This window comes from Paenibacillus sp. GM2FR, assembly GCF_002803325.1.
GTDB lineage: Bacteria > Bacillota > Bacilli > Paenibacillales > Paenibacillaceae > Paenibacillus_AQ > Paenibacillus_AQ lautus.
Genome location: NZ_MKZM01000008.1, coordinates 1,068,757 through 1,084,741 on the forward strand (window position 1 = coordinate 1,068,757; position 15,985 = coordinate 1,084,741).

Below are 15,985 nucleotides of genomic sequence, written 5' to 3' on the forward strand. Positions count from 1 at the left end.
ATGATGGGGGAATGCTTTGTGCTGATTGCATCTGCCGCTGTGATTATATTTATATTCAGTTTATATTACCGCAGGTATGTACCTATAACTGGTTTACGGTTCATGAAGTGCAGTGATCTTCGACAGGCTCGGAAGGAGTGTCCGAATCTGAAAATGCTCGATGTACGCGATGTATCCGAATATATGGCCTGTCCGCGGAAAGAAACGATTAACATCTCTCTCGGCAGATTGCCGTATGTGTGGGAGCAGGAGCTGAAACCTGATGACTCCGTGGTGATAGTAACGCCCAAGCGCTCGGATGGAATTCTCGCTGCGCGCAAGCTGAAGAAGGCCGGCTTTACTTCGCTTTTTTATCTGCAGGAGGATTGTACGGCTTGCCATTCCATGCAGCACGCATCACTGAATTAATGATGATCTGATCAGCAGGCTTTTGCTGGTCAGATTTTTTCAGTTTTCGGTTGAGGCATAGAGTTTGACAATGATAATCGTTATCATTTAAAATGGATAAATATCGTTCATTTGTACGGTTATTTTCGCTAAGGGAGTGTTCGTTGAATATGTTGATCGAGACGAAAACGATTATTGTTAAAGCAGGCACGTCCAATCTGGTTGTTGAGCGTTTCAGCAAGCCGGGACCTATTGAAGAAATTGAAGGTTTCATCGATCTGAGCGTCCTTGTTAAGAATGCAAAGCGTACCGACGAAACCGAAGAAGTCATCGTCATGATTCGCTGGGAATCCAAAGAAGCGTGGAAACGCTGGGAAACCAGTCCCGCGCATATTCAAGGACACCGTGATAACCGCGGCAAGCCGCAGCCGGAGCATGTGATCAGCTCCAGCCACGGCATGTATGAGGTTAAGGCATCCAAAGGACCGAGACCTGTCCAACAGGCATAATATTATATGATCCAAAAAGAAGCGGCTGCTAGAACCGCTTCTTTTTTTGTTCCATGGTAACCTCGGGTGGGGCCAACAAGGGTTAATAGGGTTAAAACGACAGATTTTAGGGAACCGTAAAGGGATGAAAGACAGGATCAGCTAATCATTCCACCTACTGTTTGGAGGAAGTCACCTATGTATCATCTATATAGCCATAATGATCTGGATGGTGTCGGTTGCGGCATTATCGCCAAATGCGCTTTCGGTGAAGGAATTGATGTCCGTTACAACTCCATTCACGGTTTGAATCAACAAGTTGCAAGGTATTTGAACCGGACTTCCGTGCAGGAAAATCCGTATGATGTGTTGTTTATTACGGATTTGTCGGTCGCTCCGGATATGGAGAAGGAACTGAACGTGTTTGTCGAAGAGGGAGGGCAGGTGCAGCTGATCGATCACCACAAAACGGCTCTTCACTTGAATGAATATAGCTGGGGCCAAGTGGACATCACGCATCGGGACGGCCGATTGGCATCGGCAACCTCACTATTTTACGAATATTTAATTGAGCATGGACATCTGGGCAGAAGTGAAGCGCTGGACGAATTCGTAGAACTCGTCCGCCTCTATGATACATGGGAATGGGAAGAGAACCAGAAGATTGAGGCTAAACGCCTGAATGATCTGTTCTTTATGTTATCCCTTGACGAATTTGAGAGCAAGATGACGCAGCGTCTGCGGGAGCAAGGGGGCTTCTTCTTTGATGAGTTTGAAGAAAAAATATTGGACATGGAAGAGAATAAAATTGATCGTTATATCCGCCGCAAGCAGCGAGAACTCATTCAGACCTTCGTGGGGGAGCATTGCGTAGGCATCGTGTATGCCGAATCCTATCATTCTGAACTTGCCAGCGAGCTGGGAACGACATATCCCCACCTTGACTACATTGCCATCTTGAACATGGGGGGAAGGAAAATGAGCCTTCGCACGATTCATGATCACGTGGATGTGTCCGAAGTGGCGATGAGGTACGGAGGAGGCGGCCATCCCAAAGCAGCGGGGTGCACGATTACGGAGGAAGTGTATCAGTTATTTGCTGCTGATCCGTTCGAGCTGGAACCGATCCGGTTCGATGCTTCGAGGAATCAGTTCAACATGAAGGGGGCGGAGTCCGGCGTTCTGTACGAAAGCTGGGGCGAGGATCTGCTGTTTGTTTATGCCAACGCCGGAGAATGGATTGTCGAGTGGAATGGAGAACCCCTCCCATTCCGGTTCGGATCGTTCGAGGAGGCAGAGCGGCACATGAAGCGGCAGTATGGCGTCTGGCTGTCCAGGGATGACGTGTTTGTGAAGATGCTGAAGGAACAATGGATGCGAAACCGATCCAATGACCGCCTGGGTCTGCCACTGGATATGGATGAGGAGAAGTTAATGGAAGATCTGTAGCTGTAACAGCATCAAGGGTGGAAGAGATCTATCCTAGAGACCTTTTTTGTGAGACAGGAGGAATTTACGGTGAAAAAAATGATCGCCGGCTGGGCTCTTGCCCTGTTAACGGCAGGCATTCTCGCATGGAGTCAAACGCAAAGTCATTCCGAGCCCTCCATTCCCTCGGCTGTTCACAGCAAAGAGCTGCTGAAGGATGTTCCTGTACCTTGGTCTGCTACGAAGAACACCATCCGATTGAATACATCCGATCCTGTAAGTGCGGCCGTACTGACCTCCAAGACGCTGTGGCAGTCCACGAATGAGCATAGTCGTCCGCAGACGGTGACCCTGGTGGATTCGGCTCACTGGTCCATAGCGGCTGTGAGCGTCGATCTGACGCAGCTTAACGAGGGACCTCTGCTGTTTGTGGAAGAAGAGGGGATTCCCAAGGAGACACTGGAAGAGCTGAGACGGTTGAAGCCAAGGGGATCGGAGCATAACAAGGGCATTGAGATTATCACCGTCGGCCCGATCTCGGACAGGGTGATGAAGGAGCTGAACGGGCTTGAATATAAGACCGATCACATTCCTGCCGGGGAACCTGAAGAAGCTGCAGCCGCTATCGATGAATACGCCGCTAAAGTATCCGGATCTGTACCCACCTCGGTTATTGTCGGATCGATGGATCGTCCGGACTATACGCTCCCTGCGGTGAGCTGGATTGCGCATATGCCGGAAACGATGTTGTATGTCCGCGAGAAGAATCTGCCTGAAGAGACGGTACAGGCGCTTCATAAGCGAAAAGGAAAAGCGAATATTTATATTATCGGCCCGGAAAAGGTGGTATCCCGGGCCGTAGAGGACGAGCTGCAGCAATATGGGAAGGTAACGCGAATATCCGGGGATGACCCATTCGAGAACGCCATTCATTTTGCACAGTTCCATGATCCCGCAACAGGCTTTGGTTGGGGCGTTCAATCGCCCGGATACAGCCTCTCGTTCTCGACACCAGATTCACCCGTATTGTCCATAGCAGCTGCTCCTTTGTCCCATATGGGTAAGCGAGCACCTTTATTGTTTACGGAACGCGACGGGGTGCCACGCTCCATTACGAAGTATGTAGAATCCATACGGCATCAGAGCAGCACGTCTCCGCTGGAAGCTCCTTATAATCACGCTTGGATCATTGGAGACGAACAGACCTTGACCACGAAGCTCCAGAGTGAGATTGATGAAATTTTGGATATGGATGCAGGGCGTGACTAATGTCGTCTTCCAAGACCATTGGCAGGGCCCATGGTGTATTGAATGTAAAGAAACCGTTCCTTTCGTAAATGGCGGGTAGCACTTCCATTTTACCAAGAAACGGTTTCTTTTCGTTTGTCTAAAGTATGTTTCCGCACCACGTAGCGGAGAAGACGAAACGATTCCGGACAAGCGAGAGCGGTTGCCTTTGTCCCCGAATTTCTTCCTTACTTCAAACCATTCCAAGAAATTTGGGGACAACAGCGATGGGAGGAACGATTCGTACACGCAGCGTCTCTTAGTAGAAAAAGAGGGCATCCCGCCAGATCTAAGATCTTTTGGAACACCCTCTTTGTTATTGGATGTAATTATCGGGATGCGGACGTTCATCGTTACGTTACAAGTTCACAAAGACTCGCGGGTCTTAAGCGTACCAGCCCCATATGAAGATGAACAGCGTTCCGAAGATCGTGACAAGGCCGACAAACAAAGCGAAGGCAATGTTGATGTAAACGGACTTTTTGTCATCACTTTCCCCGACGTGCATGAACAGCATAAGCTGAACGGCTGCCTGCAGGATCGCGGTAACCAGCAGAACGGCCAATTTCGAAGCTGCCGGCATATCCAGCAGAACGACGAGCGCAACCGCTGAAAGGACGAGAGACGATATATAACCCGCTACATGCTTAATTGGAAACAGCTGTTTTATCATGTCACATCAGTCCTTTCAGATACACAAAGCTAAAAATGAAGATCCACACAACGTCCAGGAAGTGCCAGTAGAGCGAGAAGATAAAGGACTTGTTGGCTGTGGAATGATCCAGCCCATGCTTTTTAAGTTGAATCAGAATGGCAGTTCCCCACAGGAGACCGAAGGTAACGTGAGCTCCATGCGTGCCAAGCAATGTGAACAAGCTGGAGGAGAAGGCGCTCGTTGAGAGCGTTACTCCTTCATGTACATAGGTGAAGAATTCGAAGATCTCGATCCCAAGGAAGCCCGCACCCAGCAGCAGGGTGATGACCATAAAGATCATCGTCTGCTTTTTCAGTCCCAGACGCATCGCATGAACAGCCAAACCGATCGTGAAGCTGCTCGTTAAGAGCAGGAACGTCTCAAGCAGGACCGGTGTTATTTCAAAGATTTCCGCTCCGCTCGGACCGCTGGCAAAGCGGTTTACGAGAACGAAGTAGACGGTAAACAAGGTAGCAAAGAGCGCAATTTCAGCTCCGAGGAACAGCCAGAAGCCGAAGATACGATTACGGTTTTCCTCTGTTCCATATTCCAGCGGCTGAGTGGCATCTATTTTCATACCGTATCACCCCGCAGTTTCTGTTCGGTTTGAACAATCTCTTCAACCGGAATGTAGTACCCGTGATCACGGTCAAAGGACATGGTAGCCATAATGATCAATACCGCGATACCGGCAACGATGGATGGAATCCACCAGCTGAATACCAGGAAGAAGCCAAGGAAGAAGAAGGCGATACCCAGTATAAACGGCTTACCGGTGTTGCTTGGCATGTGAATTTTCGTAATTTTCTCATCTGAAAGCGGCTCGTTGTTTTTCTTCGAGAACCAGTAGGCGTCGCGGCCTTTGACTTTCGGCGTTACTGCAAAGTTGTATACAGGAACCGGACTTGGCGTAGACCATTCCAGTGCGCGTGCATCCCATGGATCTCCTGTTTTATCGCGCGGCTCGTAACGTGTACTCCAGTAGATGTTGTATACCAGAATGATGAATCCGATCGCCAGGCCGACGGCGCCGACCATCGACAGCATATTCAGCGGGCCAAAGCCGGTTTCAGCTGAATAGGTGTACGTACGACGGGTCATCCCCATAAGTCCCAGGAAGAACATCGGGAAGAACGTTACGTTAAATGAGATGGCAATGAACCAGAATGCGATTTTGCCAAGCTTTTCGTTCAGACGGAAGCCGAACACTTTAGGGAACCAGTAATGGAAACCTGCAATGACGGCGAATACGGCGCCTGGAATGAGCACATAGTGGAAGTGGGCAACCAGGAACATCGTATTGTGATATTGATAGTCTGCACTGGCCATCGCCAGCATGACGCCGGTTACGCCGCCGATCGTGAAGATCGGAATAAAGGCAAGGGAGTAGAGCATCGGCGTCGTAAAGCTGATTCGACCCTTGCGAAGCGTGAAGAGCCAGTTGAATATTTTGATCCCGGTCGGTACGGCGATCGCCATCGTTGTGATGGAGAAGAAGCCGTTGACCATGGCCCCTTGACCCATCGTGTAGAAATGGTGGGCCCATACCAGGAAGGACAAGCCGGAAATAATCGCCATACTCAATACCATGGAGCTGTAACCGTACAAGTTCTTTTTGGAAAAAGTTGAGATAATCTCACTGAAAATACCGAAAGCCGGTAGAATGACAATGTATACCTCAGGGTGTCCCCATACCCAGAACAGGTTGGCCCATAGCATATCCATGCCGCCGTTGGCCATCGTGAAGAATTGCGAACCGAAGATGCGGTCGAACATCATAAGCAGGAGCGCAATCGTAAGCACAGGGAAAGCAAAGATAATGATGACGCAAGTAATCAATACCGACCATGTGAACATCGGCATGCGCATCAGGGTCATGCCCGGCGCGCGCATCTTCAGGATCGTTACGATAAAGTTAAGGCCTGTCAGCAAGGTACCAATCCCTGAAATCTGTAGCGACAGAGAGTAGTAGTTGTTGCCGACCGTCGGACTGAATTCGATACTGGCCAGCGGGAAGTAAGCGGACCAGCCGGCATCCGGCGAACCTCCGATAACGAAGGAAATGTTGAACAGCATGGCTCCGGCGAAGAACAGCCAGAAGCTGATTGCGTTCAGTTTAGGGAAAGCTACGTCACGGGCACCGATCTGAAGCGGAATGATGACGTTCATCAGACCGAAGATAAACGGCATGGCCATAAAAAGGATCATGATGACCCCGTGAGTCGTGAATACTTCATTATAATGCTGACCGGTCAGAAACTTCATCTCCGGTGCGGCGGTCTGCGCGCGCATCATGATCGCGTCGACGCCCCCGCGGAACAGCATGATCAATGCACAGATGATGTACATGACCCCGATTCTTTTGTGATCCACGGTTGTCAGCCATTCCCGCCACATATATCCCCACTTCTTGTAATAGGTCAAACCGAAGAGGATTGCGAGCGAGACGAGCACGATACTCACCATGGCGCCGTAAATTAACGGATCACCGGTAACGAAAAATTCGTCCCATTTCATAAAGGCCTAGCTCCTTTCTGGATGTATGAAGTAGATCGGGCGAACCATGATTCACTCACCGATTTAATGTCCTTCATGTTGATGATTTGGGCTTTCTTCAGCCGGGAAGTTCGGCAGCGGTTCGTTTGGATCCACGTTCGTTTCGCTGTCAAATTCCGTTTCTTCCGTTGTTGCAGGATCCGGGTGGACGTCTTTATGGTCCTGATGCTCCTCATTGCCGTTGACATCACCGCCATGGTGATGGTCTTCGGATGGCGGCGGGCTGAATTCCAGATGCGTGTTGGAGAAGGTCATTCGTCCGACATGCGCGGTGTCCAGAAGCTTCTTGAACTCGTCTTCCTTCAGTTCAGGCGCGGTGTCCTTTACATCCTTAACCCACTCATCGTACTCGGCCGAGGTCATGGCAAGGGCTTCGAACTCCATATGGGCAAAGCCTTCGCCGTTGAAGTTCGCGTTACGGCCCATCATGGAACCCGGTACGTCGGCCACCATGTTCAGCTTCGTGATCATGTCGCTCATCGCGTACTTCTGCCCGTGAAGCTGAGGGATCCAGAAGCTCGTGATCGGACCGAATGAATACAGTCTGAACTCAATCGGACGATTGGTTGGAATGTTGACGTAATTGACGGTCTCAATTCCTTCTTCTGGATAGCTGAAATGCCATTTCCAGTTCGAAGAGGAAGCGTAAATGACCAAAGGCTCTTGGTTCTCATAACCTTCCGGCACGTTCTCGACGGCCACCGTCGTTTTGACGGTTACGACCGATAGCACGGCAACGATCAGGATCGGTATGGCAGTCCACAGAATCTCCAGCCATTTGTTACCCTCTTCATGAGGCGGTTCGTAACCTTCGTTGGATTTCTTGGCTCGGTATTTGGTGAGCATGTAGATATAGAGCGCGTAAACTACCGCTAGAATTCCGACCATCATGAGAATGGAGAATATGATTGTATCGGATAGGGTTCTGGCAGCCGGTCCTTTCGGATCTAATACCGTGAGCGAGCTGCATCCCGATAAGAGCAAGGTAAAGCCTAAAAACAATGCAAATAACGGCCCTCTTTTGTTCATGATGTACCCCTTTCCTTGAAACGTTCGTTCGATTCAATGTTACTGACACATCTATAGTAGAAAGTTCCGGTCGGCTTTGCAAAACACATAAACTTGTATAATTAACAGATAAATCCATATTCGTGTCAATGTATGTAATTTTATGTGTTCAAATTGTTACAAAAGGGGATGGTTGTGAGCGAAATCATTGTAGTGGCGCGGTTTCGGGGCAGTTCATACATTGTTCAAACTTTCACGAGAGTTACCAGTTTCGTCACAATTTTAGGCCTGTTTTTCGCTGTGATTGCCCTCTGAGCTTGTCGAATAAATCCCAGTATTGATAAGGGTTTAGGCCTGTATGTATATTTTTTCACAATAATATCGAAGCGATTTTTTATTTCCAGTTTACTTATTTCCCCAAAAGTATCGAATAGGCTTGTGATATGATATAACTAAAATTTGGAACGGTATTTTTTATTGTAAATTGTGAAACTCTTGATAGGAAAGAGAGGAGAGCATGTGCGGTCGTTCTGGATATGGTTTTTATTTCTTCTTTTAAGCTGGCTATGCGCCTTCATTCCAGTACTCCAGCATGTTAATCCGGATCAATTGCCTTGGAGATTGGGGAGCAGCGCCATTTTCTTCACTGGCTTTTTTTTATCGCCGTTATACCGCGCCAAGCCTGCAATGCTATTTATCACACTGCTCATTGCGTCATTATGTTCCGTGATCTCCTTATGGCCGACCACTACGAGTGCAACTGACCCATATATTCTGCTGGTTTATTCCATTCTTGCGGGAAAAGCCGTGTATCGGCTCTCCGCCGTTCATGCCGCCTGCATAGGTTTAGTCCTGACCGCAGGTGCCATCGCACCCGGCTTGTTAGGATACTCCGGATTACCATGGCTGTTTCTCGTGCTTTACTCTGTTATTCTCGCAATTGCTCTTACCCTGTTCCGCACCATCTGGTCCCGTTATGATGAGTCGGCGGTTCGAAATGAAACGCTGCTCAGTGAATACCGTAATATGAAACGTCGTCTTATAACGGATGAGCAGCATGCGAGGCAGGAGGAGCGGACTCAGGTCGGTCGCGATATCCATGACTCCGTCGGGCATAAATTAACGGCGCTGCTCATGCAGCTGGAGATGCACCGGATGCAGGCAGACGGGGAAACCGCCGAGGTTCTGAAGGGGCTCAAAGCCCTTGCAAAGGAAAGTCTGGAGGAGACCAGGAATGCGGTGAAATCCATGAAGCAGCAGGAGACCAGCGGACTGCCCGCGATCATTGGACTTCTCCGGCGCTTGGAATCCGAGAGCTTTATGCGCGTAACGCTAACGGCGCGGCATGGAGCACTTACTGTGCCTTTAAACAATATCCAATCCATTGCGGTATACCGTGCGGTTCAGGAAGCCATGACCAATGCGATGAAGCATGGGAGCATGCGAGAAGTGCATATCATGTTTGAAGCGCCTGGAGGCGGGATATTTCGTTTTGAGGTAAGCAATCCGTATCACCAGAGACGCGATACATACCGGGAGGGCTATGGTTTAAAAGCGATGCGAGAGCGAATGGAAGAGGCTGGGGGCGAGCTTCAAATCTCTCAGTACGACAACCAATTTATCGTTCGCGGAACGTTATTCATGTCCAAGTTCATAGAGGAGGGAGTCCGCTGATACGTATATTATTGGCAGAGGATCAGGCCATGGTACGTCAAGGTCTGAAGATGATGATCGAAAGCGATTCGGATATGCTGGTTGCCGGTGAAGCTGGCAACGGCAAAGAGGCTGTAGCATTATGCGAAAACCATATCTTTGACGTTGTTGTGCTGGATATCCGAATGCCGGAGATGAACGGATTGGAGGCTGCTCGCATCATACGTTCACGATGGCCAAAGACGAAAGTGCTGATGCTGACGACGTTTAACGACGACCAGTATGCGGTCGAGGCGCTAAAGAGCGGGGCTAGCGGGTACATGCTGAAGGAGGCGGAGCCGGAGGCGTTGATTCGCTCGATTCGAAGCTGCTTGAGCGGCGGGTTGTCGCTCCAGGAGGATGTGGCGGCCAAGGTGATTCCTAAACTTCTGGAAGAGAAGAAAGCACCCGTCGTTGATGCTTCGATTACCCCGCGGGAGCTGTCCATCATACGTCTGGTAGGGGAAGGGCGCAGCAACCGCGAAATCGCAGACGAGCTGGGTTTGTCGATCGGAACGGTCAAGAATCACGTCAGCCAGATTATGGACAAACTTGATGTAAGAGACCGGACGCAGCTGGCGATTTATGCCATACGGCACAATGTGGTTTGATTCGCGAGAGAAGGCGATACCCTGCTAAATCCGAATCTAACATGACGGAAGTCATGGTTCGGAATCAAAGCAATGACCGAGGGCAGTGATGGCACTGCCTTTTTGCATATACACTTGTAGCTGTGGACGATATGAACGAAGGGCACCAAGACAGCTTAGGTGTTCATATCGAGAACGGGGGGAGACATGATGCTGGAAACCGTAGAACTTCGAAAAGTGTTTAAGGGCAAGACTGCTGTGGAGGAAGTCAGCCTGTATCTGGACCGGGGGGAATCCGTCGGATTGATCGGTCCGAACGGCGCCGGGAAATCGACAACCATCTCCATGATATCATCCTTGCTGAAACCGACGGGCGGCGATGTACGCCTGAACGGCAAAAGCGTGCTTAAGCATCCGCAGGACATTCGCACCGTATTAGGCGTGGTGCCTCAGGAAATTGCCTTGTATGAGGAATTGACCTCGTATGAAAACCTTAAATTTTTCGGGCGCGTATATGGATTGAACGGAAAGGAATTGGAGATAAAAATTCAGGAGCTGCTTGAGACGGTCGGCCTTCGGGATCGCCAAAAGGAGTTAATTAGAACCTATTCCGGAGGCATGAAGAGGAGGATCAATATCGCAGCTGCTCTGCTGCATGATCCGCAAATCGTCATCATGGATGAACCGACCGTAGGCATTGATCCGCAGTCCCGCAATCATATTCTTGAAACCGTCAGGCGTTTAAACCGGGACAGCGGGACAACGGTACTGTACACAAGCCATTACATGGAAGAGGTAGAGCAGCTGTGCAGCCGGATGTACATCATGGATCACGGGCGGATTATCGCTTCAGGCACGAAGGAGGAGCTGCAGCACATCTTGTCCGGTGAGGATACGCTGATCATCCAGCTGAATCGCCCAAATCCGGAGCTGGCCGAGGAGCTTCGATCCATTGAAAGCGTCAGGCAGGTTGAGGAGACGGATCATGGCCTGAGGCTCATTGTCATGAAGAACAGTTACATTCTGTCCGGGATCGTGCAGACTGCGGAACGCCTTGGGGTACAGATTCAGAATATTCATATCCAGTCGCCAAGTCTCGAGGATGTATTTCTTCATTTGACCGGCCGCAAGCTTCGGGATTGAGAGGAGGGACGGACGTTTGGGCGTATTTTTCAAAAAAGACTTTCTCGTCTATTGGAGAGACCGGAAAGAGATGCTGATTGCTTTGTTTATGCCATTAGCGCTAATCCTGGTTCTCGGATTTGCCTTGCCGAATTGGATAGAGAATTCGAATGAATCCCTTGAGATGAGCGTCGCATTGGTCGTGAAGGATCGACATGAAGAGGGAGTCCATGCCTTTCAAGAAAGCCTAAAGAATATGTCGATCAGTACGGAAGAGAAGAACGAACTGAGTAAAGCAGCCGCGAATTTCCAACCGGAAGCCCTATTAATGAATATGTTCGGTGACGATGAGGTTGAAGAATTTCTTCAAGTTGCTGCATTGGATGACCAGACTGCCCAAGTACAGCTGAAGGAAGAGAAAGTGGAGGCCATCATAACCATTCCTGAGGCATATACGCTGGCTGCACTTAACAAGCTTCTCCTGCATGAGGGGGACGGTGCGGTTCTGACTTTAACGGCGCTAGAGAATTCGATGAAAGTGAATATTCTGCAAAATATGCTGGATGGATTTTTAGGTGCCGTTAATTATCAGGCTGCGCTGGACAGCGGAATGGAAGGACAGGAAAGCAAGGGGGAGGGCGAGCTTGCACTGGCGAACAGCCCTGTCGGCGGATTGGAACAAATCGAAGGTGTGGACATGATCACCTCGTTCCAATATTACGCACTGGCGGTCAGTATATTTTTTGCGCTGTCCGTCTCCACAACAACGGCGTCCAAATCGATCACGGAAAAGCGTGAGATGGTATTTATGCGTCTCCTTCTTGCCGGAACCCATCCATTTCGCTACTTGTCCGGCAAGGTTGGGTCGACCTTGTGCATGTCTTTGCTTCAATCTTGGGTACTGATCATGGTCTCACACTTTCTGTTTCAGCTTTTTCCGGGGAAATCCCTGATCTTCTGGATCGGTTTGACCCTCCTCATCTTCATGCTGTGCCTAACGGTCGCGGCGTTATCCGCGCTTTATACAGCGATGCTGTTCCGAATGAAGGAAGCTGATGTGGCAACCGGCATTTCATTCATACTGCTTGTTGTGCTCGGCGTCATCGGAGGGAATCTGGTGCCGATCTATATTTTGCCGGATTGGCTCATGAACATCGGCAGCGTAACCCCCAACGGCTTGGCCTTAATGTCCATGATTCAGTGGATTCAGGGCAGTCCGTTTCAAGAGCTATGGCTGCCGATTCTGTACCAAGGGGTATTCTTCATCGTTATTCTAGCTGCGAGTTTATGGATCTTTCCAAGAAGGGGGCGGATCTGATGGCTCCCATCTTATTATCGCAATGGATGAAAGAAAAGCGAAATCCGTGGATGATCATCATGTTCATCGGTCTGAGCATATTAGCTACGCTTATGTTCGGAGGGAGCGTTGACAGCAAGATCAAGATTGACATCTTCACCGAAGACGGGGCGGTGGAAAAGTCTGAGGCCAAGTGGATCGAATTGCTGAATCAAAACGATACGTTCGAATTTCGAATTCAGGATGAACAGGCCGCAAGAAAAAAAGTGCGCGAGGGACGCGCGGATCTCGCCGTGAAGCTGGTCTCTGACGATTATCGCATCATAGCCGCAATGGATAACCCATACGTCCAGCTGGCTGACCAGCATCTCCGTACGGTATATGAACGAGAACAGCAGCTTCGGGCCGCAGCGGCAAACGTGCAAGATGAAGCGAAATTCCGCGAGCACGTTTATGCTTATATGGAGAAACCACCCTTGCGTCTCCAATCCGAGTCGCAGGGTGGGGGAGAACTCGTTCGTCATGATATGGGACTTCAGCTGCTGTTTGGATTTTCGTTATTCTTAGTCATGTTTACGGTTGGTTTCAAGGTGAACACGATTACGAAGGATAAAACCTCCGGCGTTTGGAATCGGCTGATTCTGTCTCCTGTTCGAAAAACGGAGATGTATATGGGTCACCTGTTATACAGCTCGTTGATCGGCGTCTTGCAGATCATCATCGTGCTGCTCATCTTTCGGTATGGTTTCGGCTTCGACCTTGGAGACCATTACGGCTTGCTGCTGCTGGTCATTGTGATCTATATACTGACTATCGTCGCGTTATCCATGCTCTTTGTCGGCCTATTGCAGTCGCCCGAGCAGTTTGGGACGCTGTTTCCGTCCATCATTCCGATCCTGCCGCTCATCAGCGGGGTATATATGCCTCCAGGCACGATCACCAATCCGATTCTGCTTGGCATCGCGGAAGTCATACCGCTGACTCATGCCATGAAAGCATTAACGGGAATAGCTGTGTACGGTTATGGCATCGCGGATCTCTGGATCCCGATTTCCAAATTGCTGCTCATTGGGGTATTGTGCATGGGCATAGGAATTAATCTGATGGAACGGCGTCATGTGTAGGTGACAGGTATAGATTAGAGATTATGGAGCGGGCACGCTGATAAAAGGAAAGGGCCTTCCCTGTGGACCAAAGACCTCGGGAGAGCCCTTTTTTTCATGACAACGCATGGAGTCGGATAAGCTCCGCAAGCCGGATAAGCCCGCTCTCCAGCTGATCGTACGAGGCGTAAGCATAGGATAGGCGCAGATGCTGCTGGTCGTTACGATCATAAATATTTCCCGGATTAAGCAAAATGCTCTCCTTCAGCGCCTGCTCAAATAAAGGGCGAATGGAGAGGAGGTTCTTGATGCGAAGCCAAATATAGAATCCGCCTTGAGGGATATTCCAGTGTGCGATATCGTGGAAATATTGCTCCAATAACGCTAGGGTAAAGTCTCGGCGTCTCATCAGCTCTGCCCGGATATGATCGAGATGATTCTCGTATAACCCGCTGGAGAGCCATTCGGCGACGGCATGCTGGGAAAGTGAGCTGGAGCCGTAATCGGTTTGCATTTTGATGTCGGACAGCCGGTCGATTACCGGCTCAGGCCCGACGATCCATCCGATGCGCAGCCCGGGACCCAGGGTTTTGGACATACTGCCCATATAGAGCACCAGGCCTTGTTGATCCGAAGCCTTCAGAGGGGGTGGTGAGGGGGAATCTAGCCATAAATCCCCATACACGTCATCCTCGATTAAGGGCAGCCTTTCCTGTGCGCAAATCCGAAGCAGCTCTGCCCGCCTGTCGGCAGACATCAGCGTTCCGGTAGGGTTATGAAAGGCAGGGATGGTATAAAGCAGGGCAGCTCTGTGTTGGCGCTTGAGTCTTCCGATGGCTTCCGTTCGGATTCCGTTCTCATCCATAGGGATGCCGTGCAAATGCATGCCGGCGGATTGAAACACATGGATCGAGTTCAGGTAAGAGGGATTCTCCACCAAAATGGAGGAGCCGTGATGCAGCAGCCCCAGCGAGATCAGCTGTAAGCCTTGCAGCCCGCCGGAGACGATGAGTATGGAAGCAGGGGAGGCGATAATCCCTTTCTTTTTCAGATGCTCACTGATGATCTCTCTTAAGTACAGGCTCCCTTTCGGTTCCGAGTAGCCCAAGGTGAAACGGCCGGACATCTTGCCGCTAAACGTCTCCCGCATGTGGTCAGTCGGAAGGAGATCAGGCGAGAGCTCGCCTGTTCCGAGACGGATCATGTCCGAATCGGTTTCCGCACGATTGATTTGCTGGATCATATGGATGTTGGGCTGATAGGAGCCGGATTTCACATATTGATTCCAATCAGGCGGAGGTGTCGCAGCGAGTAAACTCCAGGTATTGTTGATAATTACGGTCCCTTGTCCCACGCGGGATTCGATTAAACCGTCTGCGGCGAGCTCACCAAGCGCATACACAATGGTGCTGCGGTTAACTTGAAATTTGGCAGCCAGATCACGCTGCGTGGGAATCCGGGTTCCGACCGGCCATTCCCCGTTCATGATTCTGCGCTTGATATCATCATAAATTTGCTGATGAAGTGGCACATCGGAGTGCTTATTCAATTTCCAATCTTCAGCCATAGGTAGAGATAAACCCGCTTTCATGTAGGAATATGCCTCAGTATAACTCATTGGTTGGGTCAAACGCCAACCAATTGGTTGGAGACGCAAGCAAAAACCTCCATTACAATGGTGAAAATATTTGTTGGAGGTTTATTTGCATATGATAGGTGTCATTGTACATGGATTCATTCTAGCTTTAGGTCTTATTCTTCCTTTGGGCGTGCAGAACGTGTTTGTATTTAATCAGGGAGCGGTACAAGCCCGCTTCGTCAAGGCACTGCCCGCCATGATTACCGCATCGCTATGTGATACGCTGCTGATCTCATTAGCGGTTCTGGGAGTATCCGTTGTTGTTCTGGAATACGAGTGGATCCGAACGGTGTTGTTTTCATTGGGGATCTGTTTCCTGGTCTATATGGGGATCGTGACCTGGAAGAGTAAACCTTCGGGTCAAGCGCAAGAAGAGGCTCGTTCGTTTACCTCGAAGAAGCAGATTGTTTTTGCCATGTCCGTATCCTTGTTAAATCCGCATGCCGTCCTGGACACGATGGGGGTCATTGGCACAAGCTCGCTCCAATATGCCGGGATGGATAAAGTGGTCTTTGCCGTTGTATGCATCGCAGTTTCATGGTTGTGGTTCTTGGGCCTTGGAATAGCAGGCAGGGCAGCGGGAAGGATGGATCCATCAGGGACATGGTTGTCCACGTTGAACCGAATATCAGCGTTGATTATGTGGGGAACAGCTGTATACCTGGGGGTTCGTTTGATTCTATCTTAGCTTGGA

General features: G+C 49.9%; 15 protein-coding genes. 10 read left to right on the plus strand and 5 right to left on the minus strand.

The genetic code is table 11. The annotated features are described in order from the left end of the window. The first annotated feature begins 153 nt into the window (after positions 1–153). The 4 genes from PAEVO_RS34165 to PAEVO_RS05160 all read left to right on the plus strand — a co-directional run bounded on the left by PAEVO_RS34165 (position 154) and on the right by PAEVO_RS05160 (position 3,572). On the plus strand, positions 154–408 hold the full coding sequence (locus PAEVO_RS34165; RefSeq protein WP_243390629.1) for a rhodanese-like domain-containing protein: 255 nt from the start codon (positions 154–156) through the stop codon (positions 406–408). A 149-nt stretch (positions 409–557) separates the two neighbouring features. Continuing rightward, on the plus strand, positions 558–896 hold the full coding sequence (locus PAEVO_RS05150) for an antibiotic biosynthesis monooxygenase (protein ID WP_127591088.1): 339 nt from the start codon (positions 558–560) through the stop codon (positions 894–896). 177 nt (positions 897–1,073) lie between these two features. Beyond that, complete coding sequence (locus PAEVO_RS05155) at positions 1,074–2,324, plus strand: DHH family phosphoesterase (protein ID WP_100536570.1); 1,251 nt, start codon at positions 1,074–1,076, stop codon at positions 2,322–2,324. Between the two features lie 78 nt (positions 2,325–2,402). After that, on the plus strand, positions 2,403–3,572 hold the full coding sequence (locus PAEVO_RS05160) for a cell wall-binding repeat-containing protein (RefSeq protein ID WP_243390849.1): 1,170 nt from the start codon (positions 2,403–2,405) through the stop codon (positions 3,570–3,572). A 403-nt stretch (positions 3,573–3,975) separates the two neighbouring features. Here PAEVO_RS05160 and qoxD read toward each other — a convergent pair whose 3' ends face one another. From qoxD to qoxA, 4 genes are all read right to left on the minus strand, one after another. After that, positions 3,976–4,263, minus strand: coding sequence for a cytochrome aa3 quinol oxidase subunit IV (gene qoxD / locus PAEVO_RS05165; RefSeq protein WP_100536572.1), 288 nt, complete (start codon positions 4,261–4,263; stop codon positions 3,976–3,978). Position 4,264: 1 nt separating this feature from the next. Then, positions 4,265–4,861 carry a cytochrome aa3 quinol oxidase subunit III gene (qoxC, locus tag PAEVO_RS05170; RefSeq protein ID WP_100536573.1) on the minus strand — a complete coding sequence of 199 codons (597 nt, stop codon included), beginning with the start codon at positions 4,859–4,861 and terminating at the stop codon, positions 4,265–4,267. After that, positions 4,858–6,801: a cytochrome aa3 quinol oxidase subunit I gene (gene qoxB / locus PAEVO_RS05175; protein ID WP_100536574.1), complete on the minus strand. Its 1,944-nt coding sequence runs from the start codon at positions 6,799–6,801 to the stop codon at positions 4,858–4,860. Before qoxB ends, qoxC begins: the two co-directional genes overlap by 4 nt. A gap of 63 nt (positions 6,802–6,864) precedes the next feature. Further along, positions 6,865–7,869 carry a cytochrome aa3 quinol oxidase subunit II gene (gene qoxA / locus PAEVO_RS05180; protein ID WP_100536575.1) on the minus strand — a complete coding sequence of 335 codons (1,005 nt, stop codon included), beginning with the start codon at positions 7,867–7,869 and terminating at the stop codon, positions 6,865–6,867. Positions 7,870–8,334: 465 nt separating this feature from the next. On the opposite strand from qoxA, the gene PAEVO_RS05185 reads away from it, so the two are divergent. The 5 genes from PAEVO_RS05185 (at position 8,335) to PAEVO_RS05205 (ending at position 13,673) form a co-directional block, all read left to right on the plus strand. Beyond that, a complete protein-coding gene (locus PAEVO_RS05185) occupies positions 8,335–9,522 on the plus strand; it encodes a sensor histidine kinase (RefSeq protein WP_243390630.1) in 1,188 nt (395 codons plus the stop codon). Beyond that, positions 9,519–10,151 carry a response regulator gene (locus tag PAEVO_RS05190; RefSeq protein ID WP_100536577.1) on the plus strand — a complete coding sequence of 211 codons (633 nt, stop codon included), beginning with the start codon at positions 9,519–9,521 and terminating at the stop codon, positions 10,149–10,151. Before PAEVO_RS05185 ends, PAEVO_RS05190 begins: the two co-directional genes overlap by 4 nt. Positions 10,152–10,340: 189 nt before the next feature. Next, positions 10,341–11,273, plus strand: coding sequence for an ABC transporter ATP-binding protein (locus tag PAEVO_RS05195; RefSeq protein ID WP_100536578.1), 933 nt, complete (start codon positions 10,341–10,343; stop codon positions 11,271–11,273). Between the two features lie 16 nt (positions 11,274–11,289). After that, on the plus strand, positions 11,290–12,570 hold the full coding sequence (locus tag PAEVO_RS05200) for an ABC transporter permease (RefSeq protein WP_100536579.1): 1,281 nt from the start codon (positions 11,290–11,292) through the stop codon (positions 12,568–12,570). Further along, a complete protein-coding gene (locus PAEVO_RS05205; RefSeq protein WP_165789610.1) occupies positions 12,570–13,673 on the plus strand; it encodes an ABC transporter permease in 1,104 nt (367 codons plus the stop codon). Before PAEVO_RS05200 ends, PAEVO_RS05205 begins: the two co-directional genes overlap by 1 nt. Before the next feature lie 94 nt (positions 13,674–13,767). On the opposite strand, the gene pdxR is transcribed toward PAEVO_RS05205, so the two are convergent. Continuing rightward, complete coding sequence (gene pdxR, locus PAEVO_RS05210; protein WP_100536581.1) at positions 13,768–15,219, minus strand: MocR-like pyridoxine biosynthesis transcription factor PdxR; 1,452 nt, start codon at positions 15,217–15,219, stop codon at positions 13,768–13,770. A 142-nt stretch (positions 15,220–15,361) separates the two neighbouring features. On the opposite strand from pdxR, the gene PAEVO_RS05215 reads away from it, so the two are divergent. After that, positions 15,362–15,979 carry a LysE/ArgO family amino acid transporter gene (locus PAEVO_RS05215; RefSeq protein WP_100536582.1) on the plus strand — a complete coding sequence of 206 codons (618 nt, stop codon included), beginning with the start codon at positions 15,362–15,364 and terminating at the stop codon, positions 15,977–15,979. The last annotated feature ends 6 nt before the right edge of the window (positions 15,980–15,985 follow it).

Coding starts and splice junctions, on each gene's coding strand:
- PAEVO_RS34165 (WP_243390629.1), top strand. CDS start 154: ATGCTCGATGTACGCGATGTATCCGAATATATGGCCTGTCCGCGGAAA.
- PAEVO_RS05150 (WP_127591088.1), top strand. CDS start 558: ATGTTGATCGAGACGAAAACGATTATTGTTAAAGCAGGCACGTCCAAT.
- PAEVO_RS05155 (WP_100536570.1), top strand. CDS start 1,074: ATGTATCATCTATATAGCCATAATGATCTGGATGGTGTCGGTTGCGGC.
- PAEVO_RS05160 (WP_243390849.1), top strand. CDS start 2,403: ATGATCGCCGGCTGGGCTCTTGCCCTGTTAACGGCAGGCATTCTCGCA.
- qoxD (WP_100536572.1), bottom strand. CDS start 4,263: ATGATAAAACAGCTGTTTCCAATTAAGCATGTAGCGGGTTATATATCG.
- qoxC (WP_100536573.1), bottom strand. CDS start 4,861: ATGAAAATAGATGCCACTCAGCCGCTGGAATATGGAACAGAGGAAAAC.
- qoxB (WP_100536574.1), bottom strand. CDS start 6,801: ATGAAATGGGACGAATTTTTCGTTACCGGTGATCCGTTAATTTACGGC.
- qoxA (WP_100536575.1), bottom strand. CDS start 7,869: ATGAACAAAAGAGGGCCGTTATTTGCATTGTTTTTAGGCTTTACCTTG.
- PAEVO_RS05195 (WP_100536578.1), top strand. CDS start 10,341: ATGCTGGAAACCGTAGAACTTCGAAAAGTGTTTAAGGGCAAGACTGCT.
- PAEVO_RS05205 (WP_165789610.1), top strand. CDS start 12,570: ATGGCTCCCATCTTATTATCGCAATGGATGAAAGAAAAGCGAAATCCG.
- pdxR (WP_100536581.1), bottom strand. CDS start 15,219: ATGGCTGAAGATTGGAAATTGAATAAGCACTCCGATGTGCCACTTCAT.
- PAEVO_RS05215 (WP_100536582.1), top strand. CDS start 15,362: ATGATAGGTGTCATTGTACATGGATTCATTCTAGCTTTAGGTCTTATT.